Source organism: Bacillus sp. HNG, from assembly GCF_003400205.1.
Lineage (GTDB): Bacteria > Bacillota > Bacilli > Bacillales > Bacillaceae_L > Ferdinandcohnia.
On the sequence record NZ_QUQV01000009.1, the window covers coordinates 124099 to 137852 of the forward strand.

Below are 13754 nucleotides of genomic sequence, written 5' to 3' on the forward strand. Positions count from 1 at the left end.
AATCGAATTCAGGTAACCATGTATTCAAAGGAAAATTGCTCACTTTGTACCAAAGCAAAAATCGTGATTGAGGAATTAAGCGAGGATTACCCTATAGATTTTCAAGAAATTGATATTTATAAAGATGACCAACTTTTGGAAAAGTATCAAATCATGATTCCGGTAATTGAAATCGATGGAAATGAAGTAGAATATGGGATCATTCATAAAGAAACAATCCAAGAGTACTTGAATCATTTAATGAAAAAATAAAGTTTACCCCGACTGCCTAAAAAATAGGCAGTTTATTTATTGCTTTCTTTTAAAAGTATTGTTACTATAATAAATGTAGCACGACGATATTTAAATTTAATGATGTGTTTTTTTTTACTGTAAGCGGGACATAATATGTCACACCGGGACAAAAGAAGTCCCTTATGGTAAAAAGGGGAAATGACAAAATGAGTTCAATCATTGAGGTACAACAAAAATTATTACCCGATTTACTCGAGGTTATGCAAAAGCGCCATGAGATCCTCAAATACATACGACTTATGCAGCCGATAGGAAGAAGGAATCTTTCAACGAGTCTTGGTCATAGTGAGCGTGTCCTCCGCGGAGAAGTTGAGTTCTTAAAAAAACAAAATCTCGTGGACTTTAGCACTGCTGGTATGAGCTTGACGAAAGAGGGCGCGGAGCTTTTAAAAGACCTTGAGGATGTTATGAAGGAAGTTTTAGGCTTAAGGGTTTTAGAATCGAAACTTAAGGAGAAGTTAAATATAAAAGAAGTGATTGTCGTCCCTGGCGACAGTGACACGACTCCTTGGGTGAAGAAAGAAATGGGAAGAGCTTGCGTTTCAAGAATAAAACAAAGGCTTTTTGGAGAAAATATCGTCGCAGTTACTGGTGGTACGACCCTTGCTGAGGTGGCAGAAATGATGACGCCGGATTCGAAAGGGAGAAGCATTTTATTCGTACCAGCAAGAGGTGGTTTAGGAGAACGAGTAGAAAATCAAGCAAATACTATTTGCGCAAAAATGGCTGAAAAAGCCTCGGGTGATTATCGACTCCTTCATGTACCTGATGTTGTGAGCAATGAAGCGTACCATTCATTTGTGGCAGAACCATCGATCCGAGATGTCTTGAGTTTGATAAAGTCATCAAGTATGGTTGTTCACGGAATAGGAGACGCTATTACAATGGCAAAGCGTCGCAAGACAGATGAAGAGGATATGAAAAAAATCATTGAATCTCATGCGGTCGCAGAAGCTTTTGGCTATTATTTTGACGAAGATGGGAATGTAGTCCATCGCGTCCAAACGATTGGAATCCAGCTTAAGGATCTTCCAGCAATCCATGATGTGATTGCCGTAGCTGGTGGAGCTTCGAAGGCAATTGCCATCAAAGCTTACTTAAAGCAAGCCCCGGGAACTCTGTTAATTACAGATGAAGGTGCTGCGAAAGAGTTAATAAAGGGGTAACCCTTATATAAAATTTCTTTAGGTTTCACATACAAAAGGAGGAAATCAAAATGGCAGTAAAAGTTGGTATTAATGGTTTTGGACGTATTGGTCGTAACGTATTACGTGCGGCTCTTAAAAATCCTAATGTAGAAGTAGTAGCAGTAAACGATTTAACAGATGCAAACATGTTAGCTCATCTATTAAAGTATGACTCTGTTCATGGTGTTCTTGATGCAGAAGTATCTGTTAATGGAAACAACCTTGTTGTTGATGGAAAAGAAATTCTTGTTAAAGCAGAACGCGACCCAGCTCAACTAGCTTGGGGTGACCTAGGTGTTGAAGTTGTTGTTGAATCAACTGGTCGTTTCACAAAACGCGCAGATGCTGCGAAACACTTAGAAGCTGGTGCAAAGAAAGTTATCATTTCTGCTCCTGCAACTGATGAAGATATCACAATCGTTATGGGTGTTAACGAAGACAAATATGATGCAGCAAACCACAACGTTATTTCAAATGCTTCTTGTACAACAAACTGCTTAGCACCATTTGCAAAAGTTTTACATGAAAACTTTGGAATTAAGCGTGGTATGATGACAACTATTCACTCATACACAAATGACCAACAAATTCTTGATTTACCACATAAAGACTATCGTCGTGCTCGTGCGGCAGCTGAGAACATCATTCCAACAACTACTGGTGCTGCAAAAGCTGTTTCTTTAGTATTACCTGAGTTAAAAGGTAAATTAAATGGTGGAGCTGTTCGTGTTCCAACTCCAAACGTGTCACTTGTTGACTTAGTTGCTGAATTAGATAAAGAAGTAACTGTAGAAGAAGTAAACGCAGCTCTTCGCAAAGCTGCTGAAAATGAGTTAAACGGAATTATGGGTTACAGCGAAGAGCCACTAGTATCTGGTGACTATAACGGTAATGCAAATTCTTCAACTATCGATGCACTTTCTACAATGGTAATGGAAGGCAACATGGTTAAAGTTATCTCTTGGTATGATAACGAAACTGGTTACTCACACCGTGTAGTTGACCTTGTAGATTACCTTGCATCAAAGGGACTATAATTTTACCGTTTGATTAGTATGTCACATTAATCAAACAGTAAAACACATTATTCTTGGAATCCTAAACAACAATAACTATAATAGAACTTGTGTGGGGAAGGGAGTGTTCCCTTCCCTTTTTGATGTCATTTAGACAAATGCCACAGAACAAGTTTTGAATATTACATAGAACGGAGGCCTTCCCAGTGAATAAGAAATCAGTAAGAGATATTGATGTGAAAGGCAAGCGAGTATTCTGTCGAGTTGATTTTAACGTTCCAATGCAAGATGGTCAGGTTACGGACGAAACTCGTATTCGTGCAGCATTACCAACAATTGAGTACCTTCGTAAAGAAGGAGCAAAGGTTATTTTAGCAAGCCACCTTGGTCGTCCAAAAGGAAAAGCGGTAGACGAACTTCGCTTAGATCCAGTTGCAAAACGATTAAGCGATCACTTAGGGATCGAGGTTCGCAAAACAAATGAAGCGTATGGTCCAGAGGTTGAACAAGCCATTTCAGAAATGAACGAAGGCGATGTTCTTTTATTAGAAAACGTTCGTTTTTATCCTGGTGAAGAGAAGAATGATCAGGAACTTGCAAAACAATTTGCTGCATTAGCTGATCTATACGTAAATGATGCGTTCGGAGCTGCACACCGTGCACACGCTTCTACAGCTGGTATCGCTGAACACTTGCCAGCCGTTGCAGGTTTCTTAATGGAAAAGGAAATTGAAGTACTAGGCAAAGCACTATCAAATCCAGAACGTCCTTTCACTGCGATTATCGGTGGAGCAAAGGTTAAGGATAAAATTGGTGTCATCGAGAACCTCTTAGAAAAAGTAGACAACTTGATCATTGGTGGAGGTCTTGCTTATACGTTCGTAAAAGCACAAGGCCATGAAATCGGTAAATCTCTTTTAGAGGAAGATAAAATGGATCTTGCTAACGAGTTTATCAAAAAAGCAAAAGAAAAAGGCGTAAACTTCTATATGCCTGTTGATGTAAGAGTAGCAGATGATTTCTCTAATGATGCGAACATTAAAATCGTTCCTATCACCGAAATTCCAAGCGATTGGGAAGCACTCGATATCGGTCCAAAGACAGCTGAAATTTACAGTGAAGTAATTCAAAAATCTAAGCTTGTGATTTGGAATGGGCCAATGGGAGTATTCGAATTAGATGCATTCGCAAATGGTACAAAAGCTGTTGCACAAGCACTTGCTGATGCAACTGACACGTATTCTATCATCGGTGGAGGTGACTCTGCTGCAGCGGCAGAAAAATTCGGTCTTGCTGATAAAATGAGCCACATTTCAACTGGTGGTGGAGCATCATTAGAATTCATGGAAGGTAAAGAGCTTCCAGGAGTCGAACTACTTAACGATAAATAATAAAAATTCATCTAGATTTAATGTCTAGTTCCAGGCGCCATCGGCTCGAGGTCACAAGCCAATCGCTTCGGAAGGTAAAATACACCTTCTGTCAGCGCTTGTCTTGTGCTTATCGCCGATGAACGGGCGCCTTGCACTTTTCTATTTGAAAGGGATGGTGAAACATGAGAAAACCAATCATTGCAGGAAACTGGAAAATGAATAAGGTTCTTTCAGAAGCAGTTCAGTTTGTAGAAGAAATCAATGGTCTAATTCCATCACCAGAAAAGGTTGATTCTGTTGTTTGTGCGCCAGCACTATTTTTAGAGCGTCTGGTTGCAAACGTAAAAGAAGGAAACTATGACCTTAAAATCGGTGCACAAAACATGCACTTTAAAGAGAGTGGAGCATTCACTGGTGAAATCAGCCCAGTGGCATTAAAGGACTTAGGTGTTGACTATGTAATCCTTGGTCACTCTGAACGCCGTGAAATGTTCGCAGAAACCGATGAAACAGTTAACCAAAAAACACTTGCGGCATTTGCACATGGATTAGTTCCAATTGTATGCTGTGGTGAGACATTAGAGCAGCGTGAAGCAGGTCAAACGAATGACCTTGTTGGAACACAAATCGAAAAAGCATTAGCAGGTCTTACAGCTGAACAAGCGAAAGAAGTTGTCATTGCCTATGAACCAATCTGGGCAATTGGAACAGGTAAATCTTCTTCTGCTGAAGATGCGAATGAGGTTTGTGCACATATCCGTAAAGTTGTTGCTGAACAATTCTCACAAGATGTGGCAGATGCTGTTCGCATTCAATACGGTGGTAGTGTAAAACCAGAAAACATTAAGGAATACATGGCACAACCAGATATCGATGGTGCTCTAGTTGGTGGAGCAAGTCTTGATGCTTCCTCTTTTGTTAAGCTTTTGGAGGCAGGTAGCAATGAGTAAATCACCAGTTGCACTAATCATCTTAGATGGATTTGCATTTCGCGATGAAGTAAAAGGAAATGCGGTTGCCCAAGCAAACAAACCAAATTTTGATCGCTATTGGAACAAATACCCGCACGCTACTCTACAAGCAAGTGGTGAGGCTGTTGGTTTACCAGAAGGCCAAATGGGGAATTCAGAGGTAGGGCACTTAAATATCGGCGCAGGCCGTATTGTCTACCAAAGCTTAACCCGTGTAAATGTTGCGATCCGCGAGCATGAATTTGAAAAAAATGAAACTTTCCTTGCAGCCATGAAGCATGTAAAGGAAAAAGGTACTGCTCTACATCTATTCGGTTTATTATCCGATGGTGGTGTACACAGTCACATTGATCACCTTTTTGCACTGTTAAGACTCGCTGCATCTGAAGGCATTAAAAAAGTGTACATTCACGGCTTTTTAGATGGAAGAGACGTTGGTCCTCAAACCGCGAAAATCTATCTCGAACAGCTCGATGAAAAAATCAAGGAATACGGTGTTGGTGAAATTGCAACCTTGTCTGGCCGTTATTATTCAATGGACCGTGACAAGCGTTGGGAGCGCGTTGAAAAATCATACCGTTCAATGGTTTACGGCGAAGGTCCTACATATAAAAATGCATTCGAACTTGTTGATGACTCCTATGCTAATGGCATTTACGATGAATTCGTATTACCATCAGTCATTGTAAAAGAAGACGGTTCACCAGTTGCAACCATCCAAGACAATGATGCAGTCATTTTTTATAATTTCAGACCAGACCGCGCTATCCAAATTTCAAACACATTCACAAATGACGATTTCCGTTCATTTGATCGTGGACCTAAGCATCCGAAAGACTTATTCTTTGTGTGCTTAACACACTTCAGTGAAAGTGTTGATGGATATGTAGCATTCAAACCAACAAACCTAGATAACACACTAGGAGAAGTTCTTTCACAAAACGGATTAAAACAGCTTCGCATTGCCGAAACTGAAAAATATCCTCATGTGACATTCTTTATGAGTGGTGGTCGTGAACAAGAATTCCCTGGTGAAACTCGTATTTTAATCAACTCACCAAAGGTTGCAACCTATGACCTAAAGCCAGAAATGAGTGCTTATGAGGTTAAGGATGCACTTTTAAAAGAGATTGCTGAAGATAATCATGATGCGATTTTATTAAACTTTGCAAACCCAGATATGGTTGGACACTCAGGAATGCTTGAACCAACAATCAAAGCAATTGAAGTAGTTGATGAGTGCTTAGGTGAAATCGTAGATGCAATCATTAAAAAAGGTGGAGCAGCGATTATTACGGCTGACCATGGTAACTCCGACGAGGTTGTTACTCTTGAAGGAAACCCAATGACTGCTCACACAACAAATCCAGTACCAGTCATTGTCACAAAAGAAGGATTAGCTTTACGCGAAGATGGAATTCTAGGAGACTTAGCACCAACCATGCTTGACCTACTAGGCGTCCAAAAATCCGCTGAAATGACAGGAAATAGTTTAATAAAATAAAACGAATTTGAAAAAGGAGAGATTTTTAATGTCAATTATCGTAGATGTATACGCTCGTGAAGTATTAGATTCTCGTGGAAATCCTACAGTTGAGGTTGAAGTTTATACTGAATCAGGTGCATTTGGCCGCGCATTAGTACCAAGTGGTGCTTCAACTGGTGAATACGAAGCAGTTGAGCTTCGTGATGGCGACAAGAGCCGTTACCTTGGAAAAGGTGTTCAAACAGCAGTAAACAACGTAAATGAAATCATTGCAGCAGAAATCATCGGTTTCGATGTAACTGACCAAGTAGCAATCGACCACGCGTTAATCGAGCTTGATGGAACTGAAAACAAAGGTAAATTAGGTGCTAACGCAATTCTTGGTGTTTCTATGGCAGTAGCTCGTGCAGCAGCTGATTTCTTAGAAATTCCTTTATATCAATACCTTGGTGGTTTCAACTCAAAAACTCTTCCAGTTCCAATGATGAACATCATCAACGGTGGAGAGCATGCTGACAACAACGTTGATATCCAAGAATTCATGATCATGCCTGTTGGAGCAGAAAACTTCAAAGAAGCACTTCGTATGGGTGCTGAAATTTTCCACAACCTAAAAGCAGTGTTACATGCAAAAGGCTTAAACACAGCTGTAGGTGACGAAGGTGGATTCGCTCCAAACCTAGGTTCAAACGAAGAAGCTCTACAAACAATTGTAGAAGCAATCGAAAAAGCAGGTTACAAGCCTGGTGAGCAAGTACGCCTTGCAATGGATGCTGCATCTTCTGAGTTCTACAACAAAGAAGACGGTAAATACCATCTTAAAGGAGAAGGCAAAGTTCTTACTTCTGAAGAAATGGTTGCCTTCTACGAAGATCTTGTATCAAAATACCCAATCATCTCAATTGAAGATGGTTTAGACGAAAACGACTGGGAAGGCCACAAACTTCTAACTGAGCGTCTTGGCAAAAAAGTTCAATTAGTTGGAGACGACCTATTCGTTACAAATACGAAGAAACTTGCTGAAGGTATTGAGAGAAACATCGGTAACTCAATCCTTATCAAAGTAAACCAAATCGGTACATTAACTGAAACATTTGATGCAATTGAAATGGCAAAACGCGCAGGTTACACTGCAGTAATCTCTCACCGTTCTGGTGAAACAGAAGACAGCACAATCGCTGACATCGCAGTTGCAACAAACGCTGGCCAAATCAAGACTGGTGCTCCATCACGTACTGACCGTGTTGCAAAATACAACCAATTACTACGTATCGAAGACAATCTTGGCGAAACAGCTCAATACAACGGCTTAGCATCTTTCTATAACCTAAGAGGCTAATCTGATAAATAGGAAAACGACAAGCGCGGTTGCTTGTCGTTTTTTTAGTTGGTAGTTGGTTGTTCGGTTTTGGTAAACGCAATTCCTGCGAGCTAAAGCGCAATTACAAAAATTAACGCGCGATTCCGTCGAATTAAAACGCAATTCCGGCATACTATAGCGCAATACCGTAAAATAAAGCGCAATCACACTAAATTGAATGCAATACCTACTTTTCTTTCTTCATCTGTTGCTTCTTTTGTTTACCTTGCTGTGTATGTTCACCTAAATAATTCGTTTTGTGTTTTTTCTGTTCTTTAACAAACGCATCAAAATCCAAATTGACCACATCTCATCATTCCTTTCAAGATAGTCAATTTTAATATGGACGATTCTAAAGGAAATCATGAAGTGAATCATTGGAAATTAGGTGTTGGGAAAATCTTAACTGGATGAAGACCTGAACCGAGATCCTGAATGCACGAAAAGGTCATCATAAACGAGATGACGACTCGAACCGAAAGATCAGGCGCACGAAAAAGTCTTCATAAGCGAGATGAAGACTCGAACCAAGAACGTGGAGCAGAGAAAAGTCCTTCATAGGCCAGATGATGATGATTCAATCCATAATTCTTTTTTCAATTATTTGACTTATGTCAGAAAATGCAGTATTGTCCACATGGTATTTTTATGGTACATTTATTTTAACGTCATATGCGTTCTTGTTCAGGAGGTGTCGTTTTATATGTTGCATGGAATTTTTGTTACATTACTCGTAATCGTATGTATCGGGTTAATCGTAGTGGTGTTATTACAATCGGGTAAAAGCGCAGGTTTATCTGGAGCTATCTCTGGTGGTGCCGAGCAATTATTCGGAAAACAAAAGGCTCGTGGCCTTGATGCGGTCCTACATCGTATCACAGTAGTCCTAGCGGTATTATTCTTTGTTCTTACAATTGCGGTTTCTTACTTTGAACTATAAAACTTTTCGAAAAGAGGGTTAGACAAGTTGATGTCTAGTCCTTTTTTATTGCGCTCAAAACGCACTTTCCGGTACGATAGTAGAATACCGAAAAAAGCGCAAAATAAAAATAAGGAAGTCATCATAAAGGAGTTATACATAATGAAGATCAAATTACCTCAGCCTTTCTTTTTTGAAGGAGGAGAAAGAGCCGTTTTATTACTACATGGATTTACTGGAAATTCAGCAGACGTAAGGATGCTAGGTAGATTTCTTGAAAATAGGGGCTATACGTGTCATGCACCGATTTATAAAGGACATGGTGTCCCACCGGAAGAATTGGTGCATACCGGTCCTGAGGATTGGTGGGAAGACGTCATGAACGCCTATCAATTTTTGAAAAATAAAGGATACGATAAAATTGCAGTAGCCGGATTGTCACTTGGCGGGGTATTTTCCCTAAAATTGGGTTACACTGTACCTATAAAAGGGATTGTGACCATGTGTGCCCCTATGTATCTAAAAAGTGAAGAAGTTATGTATGAGGGTGTCGTTGAATTTGCACGTGAATACAAGCGATTCGAGGGGAAATCTCCAGAGCAAATCGACAAGGAAATCGAAGAATTCAAAAAGACCCCGATGAATACGTTGAAAGCACTGCAGGAGCTAATCGCGGAAGTCCGTAACAATGTCGATATGATTTATTCTCCGACCTTTGTTGCGCAGGCGCGTCATGACAAAATGATAAATCCGGATAGCGCAAATATTATTTATGAAGCGATAGAAAATGATTTTAAAAAGATCAAATGGTACGAGGAATCAGGACATGTCATTACCCTAGACAAAGAACGTGACCAGCTGCATGAGGATGTGTATGCATTTTTAGAGCAGTTAGATTGGTAACGGGAGGGATAAAAAATGGAACAGGAAATCCAAAATCATATTAATAAATTATTAGAATTTATGAAGGAAGAAGCATACAAACCGTTAACCGTCCAAGAGCTTGAGGTGGCATTTGGAATCTCAGGATCGGAGGATTTTAAAGAGTTTGTCAAAGCCCTTGTTGTAATGGAGGAACAGGGATTAGTCGTTCGAACCCGTAGTAATCGCTATGGTCTTCCGGAAAAAATGAACCTTGTTCGCGGGACACTCACAGGTCATGCGAAGGGGTTTGCATTCGTGGTGCCAGATGACAAAACTATGGATGACGTATTTATTCCACCAAATGAGTTGAAAAATGCGATGCATGGGGATACCGTGCTTGTTCGAATTAATTCTGAATCTTCCGGTCAACGAAAGGAAGGTACAGTTGTTCGGATTATTGAGCATGGTATCAAAACGATTGTTGGTACATATACCGAAAGTAAAAACTTCGGCTTCGTCATTCCAGATGATAAAAAAATCACCAATGATATTTTCATTCCGAAGCAAGCGTCAAATGGTGCGATTGAAGGACATAAGGTAGTTGTGAAACTCGTCACGTATCCTGAAGGAAGAATGAGTGCAGAAGGTGAAGTTATTCAAATTTTAGGTCATAAAAATGACCCTGGAATTGATATTCTTTCTGTCATTCATAAGCACGGACTCCCAGAGGAATTTCCGGGAGAAGTATTGGAGCAGGCGAATAACACCCCTGATTCCATCGATCCAAGAGAGCTTGAAAATCGACGCGATTTACGAAATGAAGTCATCGTGACAATTGATGGCGCCGATGCAAAAGATTTGGATGACGCCGTGACGGTTACGAAGCTTGAAAATGGGAATTACAAGCTCGGTGTACACATTGCGGACGTCACTCATTATGTGACAGAAGGTTCTCCTATCGATAAAGAAGCAAGTGACCGTGGAACAAGTATTTATCTTGTTGACCGCGTAATTCCGATGATTCCTCATCGTCTTTCAAATGGCATTTGTTCCTTAAATCCAAAAGTGGACCGTTTAACCCTGTCTTGTGAGATGGAAGTTGACGGGAACGGTACCGTTGTGAAGCATGATATTTTTCAAAGTGTAATAAAAACAACGGAACGAATGACATATGCAGATGTAAATAGCATTTTGGTCGAAAAGGATGAAGAGCTCAGAACTCGCTACGAACCACTTGTTCCAATGTTTGAAGATATGGAAAGACTAGCTGCAATCCTTCGTGAAAAACGAATGAAGCGTGGTGCAATTGACTTTGATTTTAAAGAGGCAAAGGTTCTTGTCGATGATGAGGGTGCACCTTATGACGTTGTCTTACGGGAGCGATCTGTTGGTGAACGTTTAATCGAAGAATTCATGTTGCTAGCAAATGAAACGGTTGCAGAGCATTTCCACTGGATGAACGTTCCGTTTATTTATCGGATTCACGAAGATCCGAATGAAGAAAAGCTTAGACGTTTCTTAGAGTTCATCACGAACTTTGGTTATCTTGTAAGGGGAGCTGGAAATTCGATTCACCCTCGTGCCTTGCAGGAAGTAATTGAAGCCGTTCAAGGGAAACCAGAGGAAATGGTTGTTTCAACCGTTATGCTGCGCTCAATGAAGCAAGCAAAGTACGATCCAGAAAGTGTCGGACACTTTGGACTTTCAACGGATTTTTATACGCACTTCACGTCACCCATTCGACGTTATCCAGACTTAATCGTTCATCGATTAATTCGTACCTATTTGATTCAAGGTAAGCTTGACAATGCGACCCAGGATAAATGGAGAGAAAAACTCCCGGAAATTGCAGAGCATTCCTCAAACATGGAACGCCGTGCGGTTGAAGCTGAGCGTGAAACAGATAGTATGAAAAAGGCAGAATATATGATGGATAAAATCGGTGAGGAATACGATGGCATCATTAGCTCTGTGACCAACTTTGGTATGTTTGTGGAGCTACCAAACACTATTGAAGGACTTGTTCACGTCAGCTATCTAACCGATGATTACTATCGATATGATGAGAGAAGCTATGCGATGATTGGTGAACGGACCGGTAATGTATTCCGAATTGGAGACGAAATTACGGTTCGTGTCATTAACGTGAATAAAGATGAACGCTCTGTTGACTTTGAGGTGGTTGGAATGAAAGGTAGCCGCCGCAAGTTTTCAAAGGAACAACCGACAATCATCAAGTCCGATAAAGGAAGAAATCGACGCAAATCAAATGAGGATGACAAGAAACGTGGTAGTGACAAAGACGGCGAATGGTCAACTCGGAAGCCTCGGAAGAAAAAGAAGAAATATGATAATGTGCCACCACAGAAAAGCAAGAAACGGAAAAAGAGAAGATAATCGAGAGTACCCCACTTATGTGGGGTGCTTTTTTTCTGTATAGTTTATTTAATGGAACAAATAATAAGAGTTGTTATTAAAATGGCATTATTGGAGGGTGAGAAAGATGAATATAGGGGATCGGGTTAGTCGTGTAGCCTTGATAGGGACTGGTTTTGTTGGTTCAAGCTATGCCTTTGCGTTAATGAACCAAGGAATTGTCAATGAATTACTTATGATTGATGTCAATGAGGAAAAAGCCAAAGGGGATGTCCTGGATCTTAATCATGGAAAAGCTTTTACAGGGAATCCGACACTTATTAAATTTGGAAGCTACGAAGATTGCAAAAATGTTGATCTAGTGGTCATTTGTGCAGGAGCCAATCAAAAGCCTGGAGAAACAAGACTAGACCTAGTAGAAAAAAACCTTAAAATTTTTAAAGAAATCGTTGAAAACGTGATGGCAAGCGGATTTGATGGAATCTTTTTAGTCGCTACGAATCCAGTTGATATTTTAACATATGCCACATGGAAATATAGTGGATTACCGAAAGAACGTGTAATAGGTTCCGGTACGATATTAGATACAGCGCGTTTCCGATACTTATTAGGGGAATATTTTAATGTCGCCCCCAAAAATATCCATGCTTATATTATTGGAGAACATGGTGATAGTGAATTGCCAGTATATAGCTCGGCATACATTGGAACACTCCCGATAAAAAAGTATATGCAGCGCAATGAAAAATATAAAAAAGAAGATTTAGATGACATTTTTATTCGGGTGCGTGACGCAGCCTATGAGATTATTAAAAGCAAGGGTGCGACCTACTACGGAATAGCAATGGGGCTAGCCAGAATCACCAAAGCCATATTCTCAAATGAAAATGCAGTGTTGACAGTTTCCGCCCATTTGGATGGACAGTATGGGGAAGAAAATGTGTATATAGGGGTGCCATGCGTTATAAACAGAAATGGGATTCGTGAAATCATGGAACTTGAGTTAAATGAAGAGGAAGAACAAAAGTTTGAGAACAGTGCGAATGTGTTAAAAACGATCCTTGCCCCATATTTTGATGAGGTGAAACCAAAAGGGTAACGTGGTGAATACGTATGGAAACTAAACCACTATCAAGTATTGAAAAATTAGCACTGTCTCGTCGTGATACATTTCAAAGTAGTAGGGTGATCTATTTTTTACGAGCCGTGTTAGCCAGTATGTTTATTGGGTTTGGGGTAATCGTTGCCTTTCGAACAGGTAATTTCTTCTTCATGCAGCAATCACCAGTTGCATTTCCAATAGCAGCCATCACATTCGGTGCCGCAATAATCCTCATTGCATATGGTGGAGGAGATTTATTTACAGGAGATACCTTTTATTACACGTATGCGGCCTTACGTAAAAAGATGAAATGGAATGTGGTCGGCCAAATGTGGCTTTATAGCTATATTGGATATATAATTGGCGCCATTTTCTTTGCCTTTTTATTTTACATGACAGGCCTATTCCAAGGTGATTCTGTTAATGAATTTCTATTAACGATTGCCTACAATAAAACACAACTCACCACTTCTCAATTGTTTTTTCGAGGGATTCTCTGTAACTGGCTTGTGTGCCTTGCCTTTTTTTTACCACTGGGAATGCGTGGAGACGGACCTAAAATATTTATTATGATGTTACTTGTATTCTGCTTTTTTATCTCTGGCTATGAACATAGCATTGCGAATATGTGTACGTTTGCCATATCGTATGTGATGAAACATCCGGATTCTGTCACAGTCAATGGCGTTATCCACAATTTAATCCCTGTCACCGTTGGGAACCTAATCGGTGGCGGTGGTTTCATGGCATGGATGTATTTCTATGCAAATAAGGCAAATATTGAATGAAACTCGAAAGATCCAGCC

General features: G+C 40.1%; 12 protein-coding genes. All 12 read left to right on the top strand.

The genetic code is table 11. From position 1 onward, the window contains the following. Nucleotides 1-6 precede the first annotated feature (6 nt). The 12 genes from DZB84_RS16705 (at nucleotide 7) to DZB84_RS16760 (ending at nucleotide 13736) form a co-directional block, all read left to right on the top strand. Complete coding sequence (locus tag DZB84_RS16705; protein WP_116353470.1) at nucleotides 7-252, top strand: glutaredoxin family protein; 246 nt, start codon at nucleotides 7-9, stop codon at nucleotides 250-252. A gap of 188 nt (nucleotides 253-440) precedes the next feature. Continuing rightward, entirely contained in the window at nucleotides 441-1460 is a 1020-nt protein-coding gene (locus DZB84_RS16710; RefSeq protein WP_116353408.1) for a sugar-binding transcriptional regulator, read from the top strand. A gap of 50 nt (nucleotides 1461-1510) precedes the next feature. Beyond that, nucleotides 1511-2518: a type I glyceraldehyde-3-phosphate dehydrogenase gene (gene gap, locus DZB84_RS16715; protein WP_116353409.1), complete on the top strand. Its 1008-nt coding sequence runs from the start codon at nucleotides 1511-1513 to the stop codon at nucleotides 2516-2518. A gap of 185 nt (nucleotides 2519-2703) precedes the next feature. Further along, the gene (locus DZB84_RS16720) at nucleotides 2704-3888 is read left to right on the top strand and encodes a phosphoglycerate kinase (RefSeq protein ID WP_116353410.1); all 1185 of its coding nucleotides are present in this window, start codon (nucleotides 2704-2706) and stop codon (nucleotides 3886-3888) included. Between the two features lie 164 nt (nucleotides 3889-4052). Further along, on the top strand, nucleotides 4053-4820 hold the full coding sequence (gene tpiA / locus DZB84_RS16725; RefSeq protein WP_116353411.1) for a triose-phosphate isomerase: 768 nt from the start codon (nucleotides 4053-4055) through the stop codon (nucleotides 4818-4820). Further along, a complete protein-coding gene (gene gpmI / locus DZB84_RS16730; protein ID WP_116353412.1) occupies nucleotides 4813-6345 on the top strand; it encodes a 2,3-bisphosphoglycerate-independent phosphoglycerate mutase in 1533 nt (510 codons plus the stop codon). Before tpiA ends, gpmI begins: the two co-directional genes overlap by 8 nt. 28 nt (nucleotides 6346-6373) lie before the next feature. Further along, nucleotides 6374-7666, top strand: coding sequence for a phosphopyruvate hydratase (gene eno / locus DZB84_RS16735; protein WP_116353413.1), 1293 nt, complete (start codon nucleotides 6374-6376; stop codon nucleotides 7664-7666). 724 nt (nucleotides 7667-8390) lie between these two features. After that, nucleotides 8391-8627 carry a preprotein translocase subunit SecG gene (gene secG, locus DZB84_RS16740; protein ID WP_411266271.1) on the top strand — a complete coding sequence of 79 codons (237 nt, stop codon included), beginning with the start codon at nucleotides 8391-8393 and terminating at the stop codon, nucleotides 8625-8627. Nucleotides 8628-8768: 141 nt separating this feature from the next. Beyond that, nucleotides 8769-9509, top strand: coding sequence for an alpha/beta hydrolase (locus tag DZB84_RS16745; protein WP_116353414.1), 741 nt, complete (start codon nucleotides 8769-8771; stop codon nucleotides 9507-9509). A gap of 15 nt (nucleotides 9510-9524) precedes the next feature. Next, entirely contained in the window at nucleotides 9525-11867 is a 2343-nt protein-coding gene (rnr, locus tag DZB84_RS16750; protein WP_116353415.1) for a ribonuclease R, read from the top strand. Nucleotides 11868-11973: 106 nt separating this feature from the next. Further along, nucleotides 11974-12945: an L-lactate dehydrogenase gene (locus tag DZB84_RS16755; protein WP_116353416.1), complete on the top strand. Its 972-nt coding sequence runs from the start codon at nucleotides 11974-11976 to the stop codon at nucleotides 12943-12945. A gap of 14 nt (nucleotides 12946-12959) precedes the next feature. After that, on the top strand, nucleotides 12960-13736 hold the full coding sequence (locus DZB84_RS16760; protein WP_116353417.1) for a formate/nitrite transporter family protein: 777 nt from the start codon (nucleotides 12960-12962) through the stop codon (nucleotides 13734-13736). Nucleotides 13737-13754 lie beyond the last annotated feature (18 nt).